The sequence below is a fragment of the Bradyrhizobium sp. 155 genome, from assembly GCF_023101105.1.
Classification (GTDB): domain Bacteria; phylum Pseudomonadota; class Alphaproteobacteria; order Rhizobiales; family Xanthobacteraceae; genus Bradyrhizobium; species Bradyrhizobium canariense_D.
Genome location: NZ_CP064704.1, coordinates 3,390,827 through 3,407,149 on the forward strand (window position 1 = coordinate 3,390,827; position 16,323 = coordinate 3,407,149).

A 16,323-nucleotide genomic window follows, 5' to 3' on the forward strand; every position below is an offset into this window, starting at 1 on the left:
GTATTCTAGACTAATATTCGTGTCGAGAGCGGAGGAGCCATGCCGATCACCACGCCGCTGACCCAGCTCCTGGGGATCAAGCATCCGATCCTGCTGGCTCCAATGGACACGATCGCCGGCAGCCGGCTGACACGGGCTGTCAGCGAGGCCGGCGGCTTCGGGATCCTGGGTGGTGGCTACGGCGATCAGGAACGGCTCGAGGCCGAGACCAGGCAACTAAGCGGCTTTGCTTCGTTCGGTATCGGCTTCATCACGTGGAGCCTGGCAAGACAGCCAAGACTTCTCGACATCGCACTCGACGCCAATCCGCAAGCGATCATGCTGTCATTCGGCGATCCTGCACAATTTGCAGCGCGCATCAGGGCGTGCGGGGCGCGCTTGATCTGCCAGGTGCAGAGCGAGGACATGGCGAAGCAGGCACTGGATGCCGGTGCGGACATCCTGATCGCGCAGGGTACCGAAGCCGGCGGTCACGGCGCATCGCGCACAACCGTCGATATCGTACCTGCTATCGTCGATCTCACGGCCGGGCGCGTGCCGGTGGTTGCCGCCGGCGGAATTGCCGATGGTCGCGGGCTCGCCGCGATGATGATGCTGGGCGCCTCCGGCGTGCTGATCGGCACGCGCTTCTATGCGAGCGTGGAGGCCAATGGCGCGGAGGAAGCCAAGCAGCGCATTCGCGACGCTGATCCCAATGACACGGTGCGCGGCGTCATCGTCGACTGGTCACGCAGCCTGTTCTGGCCGGCCCCGTTCACCGCGCGAACGCTGGTCAACGATCATATCAGGCGCTGGACCGGCCGCGAGGTCGAGCTGATGCAGCGCGCCGCCGAGGTGACCGTCGAATATGCCGCGGCAAGGGCCGCTGGCAATTTCGAGGTCGCCGCGGTCTTTGCCGGCGAGGCCGTCGGCCTGATCAATGATATTCCGTCCGCCGCCGAAATCGTCGAACGGATCGCGACCGAGGCCGAGCAACTGCTAACCGGCCGGCGTAATTCCAGCGCGTCCGCCTAAACTGCGAGAGAACAACCATGTGGCCGAACCGTCGATTGATCGATCTCTTCAAGACCGAATTCCCGATCGTGCTGGCGCCGATGGCCGGCGTGATGGACGCGGAGCTGGTGATCGCCGTTGCGCAAGGCGGGGGCCTCGGCTCGCTGCCGAGCGCGATGCTGTCGCCGGAGAAAGCGCGCGAGCAGGTCAACATCATCCGGCAGCGCGTCTCCGCGCCGGTGAACATGAATTTCTTCTGCCACACACCGGTCGAGCTCACGGCCGAGGCGGAGGCGCGCTGGAAGCAGCGCCTCGCGGGCTACTACAATGAGCATGGCCTCGATCCCGCCGCACCCATCAATGCCGCGAACCGCGCGCCGTTCGACGCCGGCTTCTGCGAGGTTGTGGAGGAGCTGAAGCCGGAGATCGTCAGCTTCCATTTCGGTCTGCCCGAGGCCGCGCTGCTCAAGCGGGTCAAGGCGGCAGGATGTCTCGTCATCTCGTCGGCGACCACTGTGAGCGAAGCGGTCTGGCTCGAGCAGCACGGAGCTGATGCCGTCATTGCCCAAGGCGCGGAGGCCGGCGGCCATCGCGGCATGTTCCTGACCGACAAGATCTCGGAACAGCCCGGCACCTTTGCGCTGGTGCCGCAGGTGGTCGACGCGGTGAAGGTCCCAGTGATTGCGGCCGGCGGCGTTGCGGATGGCCGCGGCATTGCAGCCGCCTTCGCGCTCGGCGCGGCCGGCGTGCAGATCGGAAGTGCCTATCTGCGCTGCCCGGAATCCAAGGTCAGTGCGGCGGCCCGTGCGGCGCTCGCCGAGGGACAGGATGATTCCACCGTCATTACCAATGTCATGACCGGGCGGCCGGCGCGCGGCGTTCAGAACCGCCTGATGCGCGAGGCCGGCCCGATTTCGCCGGACGCGCCGCCATTTCCCCATGCCGCAACGGCGCTGGGACCGCTCAAGGCTGCGGCCGAGAAGCAGGGCAGGGTGGATTTCACCAATCTCTGGGCCGGGCAGGCGATCGCCCTGGGCCGCGAGGTCCCGGCAGCTGAACTGACCCGGGATCTCGCCAAATCGGCGCTTGCCCGGATGAAGGCGTTGGGCGGATAGGTCCCTAAAGCGCGATGAGCTTCGGGCGAAGCCTCATCGTGCTTTAGGTTCTTGTTTGCGCATGATCTTTTCGGAAAACCGCTCCACACTTTTCCGGATCATGCGCTGGCGCCGGTTGCGGCGCAAAAGCGGCCTCTGCTATACGGCACATAGGTTTTGCCGTGAGAGGCCTTATATAATGTCCGTCGACGCCGCTACCGTCCGCCGCATCGCGCATCTGGCGCGCATTGCGGTTTCCGAGGGCGAGGTTCCGCATCTGCAGGGCGAGCTCAACGCCATGCTCGCCTTTGTCGAGCAGCTCTCGGAGGTCAATGTCGAGGGCGTGGAGCCCATGACCTCGGTCACCCCGATGCAGATGAAGAAGCGGCAGGATGTGGTCAATGACGGCGAGATCGCCGACGATATCGTTGCCAACGCACCTGCGACCGAAGGCCACTTCTTCCTGGTGCCGAAGGTTGTTGAGTAATTTACGTAGCGTTTTCGAGCGAAGTGGAAGCCGGTTCGCGTAAAGAAAACGCGTCAAAAGAGTCTCAGGACGAAGTCCGATGTGCATGCTTTGCGACGACGAGAAGGCCTATCAGGCTTACATGAACTATCTCGACAAGATGGAGCGGCAGGGCAAGGCTGCCGACCCCAACGTCGCCGTCAATGCCGTGCTCGACGAGATCGAGGCGGCTGCGAAAGCGGCCACCAAGAAAGACGACCCGGCCAACGACAAATCCCTGTCTCCGTTCTTCTGCAGCCCGATCAATAAATGACCGATTTGACATCGCTGACGCTCGCGGAGGCCCGCAAGGGCCTCGCGGCAAAGACTTTCACGTCCCTCGAGCTGACCGACGCGCATCTGAACGCGATCGAAGCCGCCCGCGTGCTCAATGCTTTCGTCATGGAGACGCCCGACCGCGCGCGCGACATGGCGAAGGCCGTCGACGAGAAGATCGCCAAGGGTGACGCGGGGCCGCTTGCCGGCATTCCGCTCGGGATCAAGGACCTGTTCGCGACCAAGGGCGTGCGCACCACGGCGTGCTCGAAAATCCTCGGCAACTTCGTGCCGACTTACGAGTCCACGATCACCTCGCAGCTGTGGCGCGATGGTGCGGTGATGCTGGGCAAGCTCAACAATGACGAGTTCGCGATGGGCTCGTCGAACGAGACCTCGTGCTTCGGCCCGGTCGGCAATCCCTGGCGGCGTGATGGCTCCAACACGACGCTGGTGCCGGGCGGCTCGTCTGGCGGCTCGGCCTCCGCCGTGGCGGCTCTGCTCTGCATGGGCGCGACCGCGACCGACACCGGCGGCTCGATCCGCCAGCCGGCGGCGTTCACCGCGACCGTCGGCATCAAGCCAACCTATGGCCGCTGCTCGCGCTGGGGCATCGTCGCCTTTGCCTCCTCGCTGGACCAGGCTGGTCCGATCGCGCGCAGCACGCGCGATGCCGCGATGCTGCTGCGCTCGATGGCTGGCCACGATCCCAAGGACACGACCTCGGTCGACATAGCCGTGCCGGACTACGAGGCCGCGATCGGCAAGTCCGTGAAGGGCATGAAGATCGGCATTCCCAAGGAATACCGTCTCGACGGCATGCCGGCCGAGATCGAAAAGCTTTGGGAAGCGGGCGCGGCCTGGCTGAAAGCGGCCGGGGCCGAGCTCGTTGAAGTGTCACTGCCGCACACCAAATACGCGCTGCCGGCCTATTACATCGTGGCGCCGGCGGAGGCGTCCTCCAACCTCGCGCGCTATGACGGCGTGCGCTTCGGCCTGCGCGAGCAGGGCCGGAACGTCAACGAACTCTACGAGAACACCCGTGCAGAAGGTTTTGGCGCTGAGGTGAAGCGCCGCGTCATGATCGGCACCTACGTGCTCTCGGCCGGCTATTACGACGCCTATTATTTGCGCGCCCAGAAGGTGCGCACGCTGATCAAGAAGGACTTTGAGGATTGCTTCGCCAAGGGCGTCGACGCGATCCTGACGCCGGCGACGCCGTCGGCGGCCTTCGGCATCGGCGAGAAAGGCGGCGCGGACCCCGTCGAGATGTACCTCAACGACATCTTCACGGTGACCGTGAACATGGCGGGCCTGCCGGGCATCGCTGTGCCCGCCGGCAAGGATGCGCAGGGCCTGCCGCTCGGCCTGCAGCTGATCGGCCGTCCCTTCGACGAGGAGACGCTGTTCTCGCTCGGCGAGGTGATCGAGCAGGCCGCCGGCCGCTTCACGCCGGCGAAATGGTGGTGAAGATGGCGGCGTATATCGCCAGCCTCGACGGCGCCGCGCCGCCGCCGGACCTCAGCGCTCCACTTGCCGCACTATGGTGGGCCGCCAAGGGCGACTGGGACGAGGCGCACAAGATCGTCCAGGACGAGAGCGGCCGCGCGGCCGCTTGGGTGCACGCCTATCTGCACCGGGTCGAGGGCGACCTCGGCAACGCCGGCTATTGGTACCGCCAGGCCGGCCAGCCCGTGGCAACGGATTCATTACAGGCAGAGTGGGAGCGGATCGCTGCCACGCTGCTCGGGAGCAAGCCATGAACGCACCTGCCGCACCCCACAAACTTCTCAAGGGCTCAACCGGTGACTGGGAGATGGTCATCGGCCTGGAGGTCCACGCTCAGGTGACGTCGAACGCGAAGCTGTTCTCCGGCGCCTCCACCGCATTCGGCGGCGAGCCGAACTCGCATGTGTCGCTGGTCGACGCGGCGATGCCGGGCATGCTGCCTGTGATCAATGAGGAATGCGTCAGACAAGCTGTCCGGACCGGCCTCGGGCTGAACGCGCAGATCAATCTGCGCTCGGTGTTCGATCGCAAGAACTATTTCTATCCAGACTCGCCGCAGGGCTACCAGATCAGCCAGTACAAGTCGCCGATCGTCGGCGAAGGCGAGATCGTGGTCGAACTGGACGGCGGCAAGACCGCCACCATCGGCATCGAGCGGCTGCATCTGGAACAGGACGCCGGCAAATTGCTGCACGATCAGTCGCCGACCATGTCCTATGTCGATCTCAACCGCTGCGGCGTGGCGCTGATGGAGATCGTGTCGAAACCCGACATCCGCGATGCCGAGCAGGCCAAGGCCTATGTGACCAAGCTGCGCTCGATCCTGCGCTATCTCGGCACCTGCGACGGCGACATGGAGAAGGGATCCTTGCGCGCCGACGTCAACGTCTCCGTGCGCAAGCCCGGCGCGCCGCTCGGCACCCGCTGCGAGATCAAGAACATGAACTCGATCACCTTCATCGGCCAGGCGATCGAGTACGAGGCCCGGCGCCAGATCGAAATCCTCGAGGACGGCGGCGCGATCGACCAGGAGACCCGGCTCTACGACCCCAACAAGGGCGAGACGCGGTCGATGCGGTCCAAGGAAGAGGCGCACGACTATCGCTACTTCCCCGATCCCGACCTGCTGCCGCTGGAGTTTTCGCAAAGCTTCGTCGACGAGTTGAAGGCTGAGCTCCCCGAGCTGCCGGACCAGAAGAAGACGCGCTTCGTCGCGGATCTCGGCCTGTCGGCCTACGACGCCAGCGTGCTGGTCGCCGAGCGCGAGAGTGCAGTGTTCTACGAGACCGTGTTGGAGAAACTCGCCAACCGCGCGCGCGACGGCAAGGTCGCCGCGAACTGGGTGATCAATGAGCTGTTCGGTCGTCTCAACAAGGAAGGCCGGGATATTACGGACTCTCCGGTCGATGCCGCACAGCTCTCAGGGATCATCGACCTGATCGGCGAGGGTACGATCTCCGGCAAGATCGCCAAGGATCTGTTCGAGATCGTCTGGCAGGAGGGCGGCGATCCCCGCGCACTGGTCGAAAGCCGCGGCATGAAGCAGGTCACGGATCTTTCGGCGATCGAAAAGGTTGTCGACGACATCATCGCGGCCAATCCCGACAAGGCGGCGCAGGTCAAGGACAAGCCGCAGTCACTCGGCTGGTTCGTCGGCCAGGTGATGAAGGCATCCGGCGGCAAGGCCAACCCGCAGAGCGTCAACGAGCTGCTCAAGTCCAAGCTCGGCATCTGACCTCGCGCGTTCGAACGAGGTGACGGACAGGCGTCGTCACCTCGCTTTCGGTTCGCGATGCGACGCTCGCGCACATCCTCTGCGACGAACTTCATCCCGATCGAACGCGACACGCCGACCGAATCGCCGTCACGCGATTCGCGCAAAACGGCGACTTGCACGCGCTCTGACGAGCGCTCGCGCCGTTAATCATGAAAATATTTTCGTTGCCAAAAGTCGCGACTCAGAGTCCGCGAAGCGCCTTCGCGAGGCGCTCGCGCGATCGGCAGGATGCATCATTGCAACGATCGTGCGCGATGCACGCGTGCAAGAAAATACTTGCTGCATAGTGTTTTTCTACAATCGCATCTTTTGCAAACGTCGATGCCGCGGGCACTCTCTGCGATCGCAAGCACACCTCATGCAGTCCGTTTGCATCGCGTTCGCCAGCGCAGGCGCGTTTCGCCGTCAACACTTCTTTAAGCGAGACGCTGTTTTTTTCGTTGTGTTGGTGTATTCGGGATGAGTGTGCACTCGATCCCCGACTGCATGCAGCGATTAAGCCATCTCACACATCGGAGGGCAACATGGCCAAGAAAGCTAAGAAGGCAAAGAAGGCGAAGAAGGCGAAGAGCGCAGTGAAGAAGACTGCGAAGAAGACCCGCAAGGTCGCCAAGAAGAAGTAACTTCGCTTTTTGAAGTTGCCGGCTCCTAGAGAGCCGGCACGTCATCAGCGCCTCTCAAAAGGTTCTGGTCGACGATAGAGGGTGTCGGCGAGACATCAGGTCAACGGTCGGATCGTTCTCTTCGCGGGTTCGCTCGCTAAGTCCGGTCCGGCAGAAGAAACAAGTTTTCTTCGTTCGGTGCGGCTCTCCGTAAGGGGCTCCGCAATTTCACAGGCGGCCTTCGGCCAACGTGGAATCTGGTCCTGACGTGTTCGCCGACGCCCTCGTTCTCATGAGGCCGGGGTATTGCCGGCATTCCCATATCCCGACATTGTTGATCTGACCGCGATGTGGCCGTTCTGCCCTTGAGCAGTCAGGGTTGTCGCATATGACGTCAGCGGCGCCTGAGCGAGCACCTCGTCCTTCGAGAGGACCGCTTAGCCGTCCCCTCCGGATGAGGCTCGGCTGCATCCATCTGCGTTGATGCTGCCGCATCCTCATCCCTCATCCTGAGGGCCCGCCGCAGGCGGGCGTCTCGAAGGATGGCCGCAGTCGAGCTTCCAGCCATATACTTCTTCATATGCGCGCCCTACTTGAGCAGGGAGGCTGCAGCGCAATTGCAGGCAGTTCGCGCACCTCTTCTCCATTTGCGGTGTCATCGCCCGGCTCCGACCGGGCGATCCAGTACCCCGCAGCTTCTCGTGGGACCATTGCTGTTTCTGGAATACGGTGACGACAGCAGGCGGGGACACCACAGGACGCGCGTCACCGTGCGCAATGGTTATCGTTCTCCCAAAATCCCAAGGTAAACCGAATCTGACGAATTGCAGAAGTCCCTGCAAAATAGGGATTTCTTGCATTTGTCGTGCGCGCCTGGCGCGGGCGCGTTTACGTCTGCTTCATCGCGATACTTAAACTGCCATTCAAATTTGCCCGCCATCATTACCTCCAACAAGCCGGCAAACGGCACGGGCAAAAAGCCTCGGGGATGAGTTGAACAGTTGATCGGACGGGAGCCGCGCTCGGGGTACGAGACGGCATAAGAAAAAAGGGGATGCGTTATGTTTCAGGGTACTTTCGATCTGGAGACCGCGACGCCGATCGACGCAGGCGCGCTGTCGGACGTGCTGTTCGAGCGCGGCCTCTATTGGGCGAGCGGACGCGCCGGCCTCGTTGATCTCGTCGCCGCGCACAAATGGTTCAACCTCGCCGCGCTCAAGGGCCGCAAGGACGCCGTGACGCTGCGCCAGGAGGTCGCCGGGCAGATGTCGGACGCCGACATCTCGGCCGCCCAGCGCGAGGCGAGGGCCTGGGTCTCCGCCCACTGAGCGGTGAATCACGTCCCGGCGGTCGCAGGCGAACCTGATTTTCGCTAATCGGGTTCCCTCGTGGTCCGCCATCCGGGATTCCGAGCGGCGTGAGCGATCTCGACGAGATGACTGGGCGCAGATCAGAGGCGGCGGATTCAGATCGCGCCCTTGCACTATGATCTGGGATACTTCGACCCGGAGCAGAAAACCCTGCAACCTCTCGACAACCCGTTCGGCACGAGGCTGTCACCCATGTCTTAGGTACGTTCCGTTACCCATGTCTTCGGGCCGGACAAGCTGCGGAGTGGCGGAGAGGGAGGGATTCGAACCCTCGATACAGCTTGAGACCGTATGACGCTTTAGCAAAGCGTTGCCTTCAGCCACTCGGCCACCTCTCCGGTGCGAGCCTTATGCATCTAATTACTTGGGCTGGTCAATTTGGAAGCGTGTGTTTTTGCTCGAATATTCCCAGCGAATTCCGAAACCAGGCGGTTTGCTCTCGGGCCGAGAACGTAACGCCGCGATAACGGACGCCAAGCTGGAGGTTCTGGCGCTTGTATTAAGAGTGGTTCTGACGCGCATAAAGGCTCCCTTCATCCATATAAACGATTGATTTTGCTTTCAAATTGGATCGGATGGCCCGCGTGTGGGACGACTGCCTTCGTCGCCGACCGCCTCTATCAAGTGATTCATTTGCAAGCGATTGATTTGATTGTCTCTTCCGCGATTCGCCACAAACTATGAGCGGTGATTGCCCTCAGATCGGCCGACGGGGCCCCGTGTCAGGGCTGCGGGAAGGGCGCTCTCACTATTAGTCGGGATAACTCGCTCGCCGGCCGAGGATCTGCCCCGTCGCGCCAGGCGTCGCCGCAACCAGGGAGGGCCTTGTCTGGCGATTTCTCTTTCCGTGGAAACGGCTTTGGAAATCAAAGCAGGGATGATCTGGCACGCTGTTTCATTCTTCAACTGTCAGGACTCCGCCGCTACGGATCTCATCTTACAATAGTCAGGACGTAGAGCATCCAGCTGGGTAGCTCACTGCGAGATATCGATAGGCAATATCCCGACCGCTTCGAGACGTACGCGTTTTCAATCGGTCCTGACGACAACAGCGATCTCCGCAAGCGGCTCGAAGAGTCATTTCATCGCTTTGTCGATTGCGAGACAAGCTCGACGGTGAAGTCCTGCAAGCGATCGACGATGCGCAGATCGATATTTTGTCAATCTTGCAGCCGCTTGATGGTCAGGCCAGCCAGTTCCCGAAGGACTGGCGCGCGGCGAGTCCCTGGTTGATTCCACGATTCGGGCGCCCAGACCCACAGCGAGGCGTCTCCACGAATGTGAGGGGCTGGTGCCGGAACTTTTGATGGCAGATTAAACCCGTCGAAAAAGATCAGCAGATTCAAAGTGTTACAAAGTCGCCCTGATCACATCTGCGTGTTATTTGTGCAACACCCGTTGGAAAACACGCTCGATCGGCCGGTTCTGAAGCGTTCTGTTGTTGTGTGTGCAAGGGGGTTCGGTAATTGTGACTGAGCGACGGAGGGGGGCATCCCGAGGTCGTCCCGTCTTAGGTGGTTCGCTTAAGTCCCTCGCGTTCAGCGGGTGTGTCCGAAGGCGCGAAGCGACTAAGCGGTGAATTTAAGGGACAAGGGAACCAACCTTAGGGTGTCTTCACCCAGCGGATCCGGAACCTTCCCTATGGCAAACTTGGAGGTTTAACATGAAGTTGGTTAAGAGCCTTTTGCTCGGTTCCGCGGCGGGTCTGCTCGCTGTTGGCGGAGCGCAGGCAGCCGATCTCCCCGTGAAGGCCAAAGCGGTCGAATACGTGAAGATCTGCTCCCTGTACGGTGCGGGTTTCTACTACATCCCCGGCACCGACACCTGCATCAAGCTGGGTGGTTATCTGCGCGCTGAAGTCGCGCTGAACACCAACTCGGACTTCAGCGGTCAGCTCACGTCGAACAACGGCGCGCGCAACCGTCTGACGAACTACTACACCATGCGCGCTCGTGAAGATCTCAACATCGACACGCGCACCGCGACCGAGTACGGCGTCGTCCGTACCTTCTTCGACGGCGTGTTCTCCTGGACCACCGGCAACTACGCCGGCACCGGCAGCGCGACCGGTACCACTGCCTACAGCAGCACGCTGGCGCTCAACACCTCCGGCGCCGCCCCGGCGCTCGTTGGTTCGGCCGTCAACGGCACCGACGGCGCGACCTCCGGCGGTTCGCTCGGCGTGTACTACGCCTTCATCCAGTTCGCTGGCTTCACCATGGGTAAGGCCGTGTCGCAGTTCGACGCGCCCTGGACCAACTATCCCGGCAACAACTTCGACAGCCTCGTCGGCGGTTCCGGCACGGTCACTGGTGTCAACCAGTTCACCTACACCGCTGACTTCGGTCAGGGCGTGACGGCGTCGTTCTCGGCTGAAGATGCGACGGCCTATTACCAGGCTGGCAACCTGAACATGACTGGCGCGACTGCGGCTGGCATGATCGGCGGTTCGTATGGCTCCAACGCCATCGGCGGTTCGCGTTCGCCGAACCTCGTCGGTATGGTCCGTGTCGACCAGGCTTGGGGTCTGTTCCAGGCGTCGGTCGCTGCGCATGACAACCACGTTGCCTACTACGGCGCCACCGAGCCGACTGGCCATCCCGACGACAAGTGGGGTTGGGCTGCTCAGCTCGCTTTGTCGATCAAGAACATCCCGACTGGCGCGGGTGACGTGATCAACATCCAGGGCGTCTACACCGACGGCGCATCCCGCTACAACTTCCAGAACCTGGCGGGCGGCAGCTACTCGATGTTCGGCAGCTCCGGCGTTGCCTACCAGAGCGTCGGCTTCGCCATCGCTCCGGACACCGTGTTCGTGACCGGCAGCGGTCAGGAAACCGTCAAGACCTGGGGCTTCCGCGGTGCCTACACCCATAACTGGGATCCATACTGGAACACCGCGATCTACGGTGCTTACGCTCAGGCGCAGTACGGCACTCTTGCCAAGACCACCCTCTGCGGCGCTGGCGGTGCTGGCGGCGTGTTCGGCGGCCTGGCGGGCGTGACGGGTTGTAATCCTGACTTCGCCATCGGCCAGGTCGGTGTCATCACTCGCTGGACCCCGGTCAAGAACCTGACGTTCTCGGCCGACCTCTCCTGGACCCATCTGGACCAGAAGTACGCTGGTACGGTTGCTTACGCTGGTGCCGGCACGACGGCCAAGCCGGCCGCCGTGTACGAGCTGAAGGATCAGGACACGCTCGTTCTGCTCCTCCGCGCTCAGCGCAACTGGTAAGTTCGGTCTGACGACCTGACAGAGAGCCCCGGCGGGAAACCGCCGGGGCTTTTTTTGCACCAGGCGGACCACGGATCTCCGACATGTTCTGAAGAACGAGTGGAGTGTGGAATGATCAGTAGCTTTGGGTGATCAAGAGCTGGGTTCGGATCGCGCGATCAAGACCACTTCAGCCGCCGCGGCAAGAGGCGGAGGCGCCGGCAGGTCCTTGAGATTCATGGCCACCACGGCGTCCAACGTGGTCTGCCCGTCTAGACCGCAACCAGCGCGAGTCGAGCGGCATAGAGCGGGTTAGGCCGCGTCGACGACGTCGGAGTTTAGGCGTGGTGCGACAGCCGTAGAAGCGCCGGCCGATAGGGGGCTTGCGGATCGTCGTCCTCATTCGAGGGAATTGTGCAGGAGCCGAATTCCTGTCTGATCCGCTCGATCTCGGCGATGCGCTCGTGCAGCCGCTGCAGATGCTCCGGGGATTTCGCCCGCCAGAATCGAAATGTGTCGGCGGTGAGCGGGAGGAACGCGGTGCCGAACAGCGTCGGCTCCGGAACGACGGTTCGCCCGAGCAGCAGGAACCGCCCGGCACCGGAGACGACGAGGGTCGCGTAGCCGCGGTTTCCGATCCTCTTGATGCCATTCAGCGACCATTCGGCGAGCTTGCTGAAATAGGGCTCCTCCCGCCAGCGATCGGGGCAATGGTCATCGACGGTAACGTTGACCGCGTCCTGGCTGAAATGCACGATGATGCCCGATTTCGCCGGAAACCAGTCGTCATCCAGATGGCCCTGCAGCCAGGCGCAGACGAAGGAACGGCACATCTGCGGACGGCGCTCGTAGATGGTGCATCCAGTGCCCGTCTGCCAATGCCTGCACAGCTGGTTCACCGGCTTGTCGACGGCCGCCACTTCGAGGATATCGCAGCAGGCATTGCACGAGCCGCATTGCCGGGCTGGCTGGGCTGTCCTCGTCGGGCTGGTTCCGCGAAAACCCTGCCCGTCGCGGACCAGCAGCTTCTGCTTTTCCAGCGCATTCAACGCACGTTCGATTTTGAGACGAGATAGTCCCGTGGCGTCGATCACACCCTTCATCGTCGTCGCGCCCGCCTCTACTGCACGGGCGACGCTCAACATTGCCTGATCCATGTTTGTAGTTCTTTTCTTCTCTTATTGAGGCGCGCCCGATCCGCCCTGCACGATCTTCTCGTTCAGCTTCTCACCGTACGGTCTGGAGCACTCCGGCCCATGTTGATGGCCCCGCCTCAAACGCCGGGAGCTGACCGCGTTACCCCCTCGCGCGGATACCTTGTTATCGGATCGCCGCAAGCGAGTCTCATAGGCACGCCGCTATTCCACGCTGCCGGCGCCACGGCGCAAATCAGCCTCGATCTGCAACCGGGTGCCGCCGCCGAAGCGGGCGCGGTAGACCTGAAGGTTCTCCATGATCCGCTGCACATAGTTGCGCGTCTCGGAGAACGGGATCAGCTCGACCCAGTCGACCGCGTCGACCTTGGGGTCACGCGGATCGCCGTAGCGGTCGATCCACTTCTTCACACTGCCGCGGCCGGCATTGTAAGCGGCGAAGGTCATGATGTAGGAGCCGCGATAGTCTTCGAGCAGTCCACCGAGCTCGGCCGAGCCGAGCGTGGCGTTGTAGGCCGAATCGTTCTTCAGACGCCCCAGATCGTAGGTCCCGCCGTGCCGCTTGCAGACATAGCGCGCAGCGTCCGGCGTCACCTGCATCAGCCCATAGGCCTGCGCCGGCGAGACGACCGAGGGATTGAAGGCGCTCTCCTGCCGCGCGATGGCGTAGATGATGCTGCGCTCGACCTCGGGTCCGATCGGCGTGAATTGCGGAATGCCGTTGACGGGATAGGCATAGAAATCGAACGGCAGCCCGCGATTGAGCGCGGCCTTGCCGAGCAGCAGCATGCCGCGCGCGTCGCTGTGGCGCTGGGTGAGCTCGCCGAGGCCGGCTAGCGCTTCGGGATCGCCGTTCTCGCCCATGTCGGCGAGCAACGGTATCACCATCTCGCGCTCGTCGAGCTCGTAGAGCAGCTGCGCGGCGCGCACGATCTCCAGCCGTTCGGCACCGCGGCTGCGCGGCTGAGCGTTGAGCTCGATCTGCGGCAGGCCGAGCTTGGCGCGTGCGAGCTGGCCGTAATAGCTGGTGGATTGCTCGGCGGCCCGCGCGTAGGCGTTGCGCGCCTCCTGCTGGCGGCCTGCAGCTTCGGCGGCGCGGCCCTGCCAATAGCCGGCGCGCGCCAGCGTGGTCGGATTGACGCTGCCGATCCCGATGCGGGCAAAGTGCTGGGTGGCGGCCGCGGGATCGTTGAGGAAGCGCAGCGCGATCCAGCCGGCGGTGAACTCTTGCTCGGTCTTGTAGATGTCGCGCGAGGGCAGGGCCGCATCGCGCGCGATCAGATAGGCGCTGCGGAATTCCTCGGTGTCGATCATCTTGCGCGCCAGGAGGCGCCGTTCGATCCACCATTCGTCGAGATTGTAGAGCCGGCCCGGATCCTTCGGTGCCGACAGCATGAGCTGGGCGGCTTCCGCAAATTTCTCCTCGCGGCGCAGCAGCTGGATCTTGCTGAAGATGAAGCCCGGATCGCCGTGCAGCTCGCGCGGCACGGCTTCGAGCAGCGCACGAGCGTTCGGCGCTTTCTTGAGGGAGGCGATGCGGGCTTTGGCGAGTGCGACATAGCCGGCCCCGAGGCGCTTTGCAGCCCGCAATGCGGCCTCGTTCTCGCTGCCGTAGAGCAGCGTATCCATCCGCGCCTTCTGATCGCCGGGCGTCAGCAGCGCGCCGAACTGGTCGAGTGCGTTGTTTTCGGTCTCTTCCGACATCGGGTCGCTGCGCCAGGCATCGCGCACCAGACGTTCGGCGTTGGCACGGTCGCCGCGCGCCAGCATCGCCTTGGCGAGCGTGAAGCGGCCCTTGGCGGACACGGGGGATTCGTTCTCGAACCACGACCACGCGACCTGGTCGTCGCGCCTGTCGTCCCACATCGCGGCCTCCAGGCGCCGGCGCAGGAAGGTCTGCGAGGGCCAGCTCGGATTGGCGGACAGGAAGGCGCGGTAGCGCTCCACAGTCGCGCCATTGTCCTCGCTGCGAAGGATGATCCATTCCGCGAGTTTTCGCGCGACCGGATCCGAGATCGTGGCCGCGGCACTGGTGGCGTCGCCCGCCTTGCGCTTGCGCACGAGCTCGATCACGGTCTCCAGCGTGTCCTTGTCGGCTTGCGGCGTCGAGGAGGTCGCAGCAACCGCAGCCGGTGTGACCGGCTTGCGCGGGGCGGCATGCTGGCGGGTCGCCGGAGCCAGGACAGGAGCCGCGACGGGCTTGGCGGAGGCCGGGGCGGTCGGTCTGACGATGGCCGTTGCTGCCGGTGCGGGTGCGGTCTTCGGGACCGAGCCGCCAGCGGCCGGCTGAGGTTTCGGCGCGACAGCCGCAGGCTTCAGCTTGTCCTTTGCAGGTTCCTTGGCTGCGTTCTTGCCAGCATCCTTGCCAGCGTCCTTGGCAGGCTTCTTCGCGGCATCCTTGGCGGGTGGACTGGTCGCGCCCTTGCTTGCGCCCTTGGCGGCGTCCTTCGAAATGTCCTTGCCGGTTCCCTTGGACGCCCCCTTCGTGGTGTCCTTGGCGGCTGGCTTTGCGATTTCCTTCGCGGTTTCCTTGGCGGTCTCCGCGGTTGTCTCATTGGATTTGGCCCAGGCGGCGCAGCCGGCCGACAGCCCTGCCATCAGGCACACGACCAGACCGGTGGATCGCCATGCGGCGCGCGGAAAGGAGATCACGGCGTTTCGTCGCCCCGAATCAGTCAATTGGCTCAAGACCTAGCTGTACAAGATCTGGCTATATTTGATTGAATATGCGGACAAATACCAACAGCCGCTTACCTTTGCCGGGTTTGCACCACCACCGCGGCAAAATCGCGGCCTAAACCCGTGCGTCACACGGAAGCGGGTCTTTTACCGGCGGGATAGACCCGATATGAATGCGGCTTGCTCGAGATCGCCGCGTACGGAGGAAGTCCATGGCAGCCAAGACGAAATTCCGGGGATCGTTCACCGCCTTGGTCACGCCGTTCAAGAACGGCTCGCTGGACGAGGCGGCGTTCCGCTCCCTGGTCAACTGGCAGATTTCGGAGGGCACCAACGGCCTGGTCCCGGTCGGCACCACCGGCGAGAGCCCGACGCTGAGCCATGACGAGCACAAGAAGGTCGTCGAATGGTGCATCGAGGAAGCGAAAGGCCGCGTGCCTGTCGTCGCCGGCGCCGGCTCCAACTCGACCAAGGAGGCGATCGAGCTCGCCCAGCACGCTGAAAAGGCGGGCGCCAACGCGGTTCTGGTCGTGACGCCCTACTACAACAAGCCGACCCAGGAAGGCATGTACCAGCACTTCAAGGCGATCAACGACGCGATCGGGATTCCGATAATCATCTACAACATCCCGCCGCGTTCCGTGATCGACATGTCGGTCGACACCATGGCGCGGCTGTGGGAGCTGAAGAACATCGCCGGCGTCAAGGACGCCACCGCCAGCATGGTTCGCGTCTCGCAGCAGCGCGCGGCAATGGGCGAGGACTTCAACCAGCTCTCGGGCGAGGATGCGACCATCCTGGGTTACATGGCCCATGGCGGCCATGGCTGCATCTCGGTGACCTCGAACGTCGCGCCGCGGCTGTGCTCGGAGTTCCAGGCCGCCTGGGCGAAGGGCGATCATGCCACCGCGCTGAAGCTGCACGACAAGCTGATGCCGCTGCACAACAACCTCTTCATCGAGAGCAATCCGGCGCCGATCAAGTACGCGCTGTCGCTGCTCGGCAAGCTGGACGAGACGCTGCGGCTGCCGATGGTGCCGGTCACCGAGCCGACCCGCGTTGCCGTGCGCAGCGCAATGGTTCATGCCGGCCTCATCAACTGACGCGCTGGCCGATCGGGGAGCTTTCATGGCGATCGAGGAAAGAGGCA

General features: G+C 63.1%; 12 protein-coding genes and 1 tRNA gene. 10 read left to right on the forward strand and 3 right to left on the reverse strand.

Features of this window, described 5'->3' with window-relative positions:
- The first annotated feature begins 39 nt into the window (after nt 1-39).
- The 8 genes from IVA93_RS16565 (at nt 40) to IVA93_RS16600 (ending at nt 8,084) form a co-directional block, all read left to right on the forward strand.
- Nucleotides 40-1,014 (forward strand): NAD(P)H-dependent flavin oxidoreductase, encoded by a 975-nt coding sequence (locus IVA93_RS16565; RefSeq protein ID WP_085351412.1) that lies wholly within the window; start codon nt 40-42, stop codon nt 1,012-1,014.
- 17 nt (nt 1,015-1,031) lie between these two features.
- Nucleotides 1,032-2,108, forward strand: coding sequence for an NAD(P)H-dependent flavin oxidoreductase (locus IVA93_RS16570; protein ID WP_085351413.1), 1,077 nt, complete (start codon nt 1,032-1,034; stop codon nt 2,106-2,108).
- A 178-nt stretch (nt 2,109-2,286) separates the two neighbouring features.
- The gene (gene gatC / locus IVA93_RS16575; RefSeq protein WP_007611211.1) at nt 2,287-2,574 is read left to right on the forward strand and encodes an Asp-tRNA(Asn)/Glu-tRNA(Gln) amidotransferase subunit GatC; all 288 of its coding nucleotides are present in this window, start codon (nt 2,287-2,289) and stop codon (nt 2,572-2,574) included.
- A gap of 79 nt (nt 2,575-2,653) precedes the next feature.
- On the forward strand, nt 2,654-2,866 hold the full coding sequence (locus IVA93_RS16580) for a hypothetical protein (RefSeq protein WP_085351414.1): 213 nt from the start codon (nt 2,654-2,656) through the stop codon (nt 2,864-2,866).
- Nucleotides 2,863-4,338 (forward strand): Asp-tRNA(Asn)/Glu-tRNA(Gln) amidotransferase subunit GatA, encoded by a 1,476-nt coding sequence (gene gatA, locus IVA93_RS16585; RefSeq protein ID WP_085351415.1) that lies wholly within the window; start codon nt 2,863-2,865, stop codon nt 4,336-4,338. Before IVA93_RS16580 ends, gatA begins: the two co-directional genes overlap by 4 nt.
- The gene (locus tag IVA93_RS16590; protein WP_085383246.1) at nt 4,329-4,631 is read left to right on the forward strand and encodes a hypothetical protein; all 303 of its coding nucleotides are present in this window, start codon (nt 4,329-4,331) and stop codon (nt 4,629-4,631) included. Before gatA ends, IVA93_RS16590 begins: the two co-directional genes overlap by 10 nt.
- A complete protein-coding gene (gatB, locus tag IVA93_RS16595; RefSeq protein ID WP_247338488.1) occupies nt 4,628-6,112 on the forward strand; it encodes an Asp-tRNA(Asn)/Glu-tRNA(Gln) amidotransferase subunit GatB in 1,485 nt (494 codons plus the stop codon). Before IVA93_RS16590 ends, gatB begins: the two co-directional genes overlap by 4 nt.
- A 1,705-nt stretch (nt 6,113-7,817) precedes the next feature.
- Nucleotides 7,818-8,084 carry a hypothetical protein gene (locus tag IVA93_RS16600; RefSeq protein ID WP_085351418.1) on the forward strand — a complete coding sequence of 89 codons (267 nt, stop codon included), beginning with the start codon at nt 7,818-7,820 and terminating at the stop codon, nt 8,082-8,084.
- Between the two features lie 287 nt (nt 8,085-8,371).
- Here the strand turns inward: IVA93_RS16600 and IVA93_RS16605 are convergent.
- Nucleotides 8,372-8,464, reverse strand: a tRNA-Ser gene (locus tag IVA93_RS16605).
- Nucleotides 8,465-9,789: 1,325 nt separating this feature from the next.
- On the opposite strand from IVA93_RS16605, the gene IVA93_RS16610 reads away from it, so the two are divergent.
- A complete protein-coding gene (locus IVA93_RS16610) occupies nt 9,790-11,361 on the forward strand; it encodes a porin (protein ID WP_085357377.1) in 1,572 nt (523 codons plus the stop codon).
- 317 nt (nt 11,362-11,678) lie between these two features.
- Here IVA93_RS16610 and IVA93_RS16615 read toward each other — a convergent pair whose 3' ends face one another.
- Complete coding sequence (locus tag IVA93_RS16615; RefSeq protein ID WP_026233575.1) at nt 11,679-12,497, reverse strand: YkgJ family cysteine cluster protein; 819 nt, start codon at nt 12,495-12,497, stop codon at nt 11,679-11,681.
- A 201-nt stretch (nt 12,498-12,698) separates the two neighbouring features.
- Nucleotides 12,699-15,092: a lytic transglycosylase domain-containing protein gene (locus tag IVA93_RS16620; protein WP_247377568.1), complete on the reverse strand. Its 2,394-nt coding sequence runs from the start codon at nt 15,090-15,092 to the stop codon at nt 12,699-12,701.
- A gap of 293 nt (nt 15,093-15,385) precedes the next feature.
- On the opposite strand from IVA93_RS16620, the gene dapA reads away from it, so the two are divergent.
- Nucleotides 15,386-16,276, forward strand: coding sequence for a 4-hydroxy-tetrahydrodipicolinate synthase (dapA, locus tag IVA93_RS16625; protein ID WP_007603384.1), 891 nt, complete (start codon nt 15,386-15,388; stop codon nt 16,274-16,276).
- The last annotated feature ends 47 nt before the right edge of the window (nt 16,277-16,323 follow it).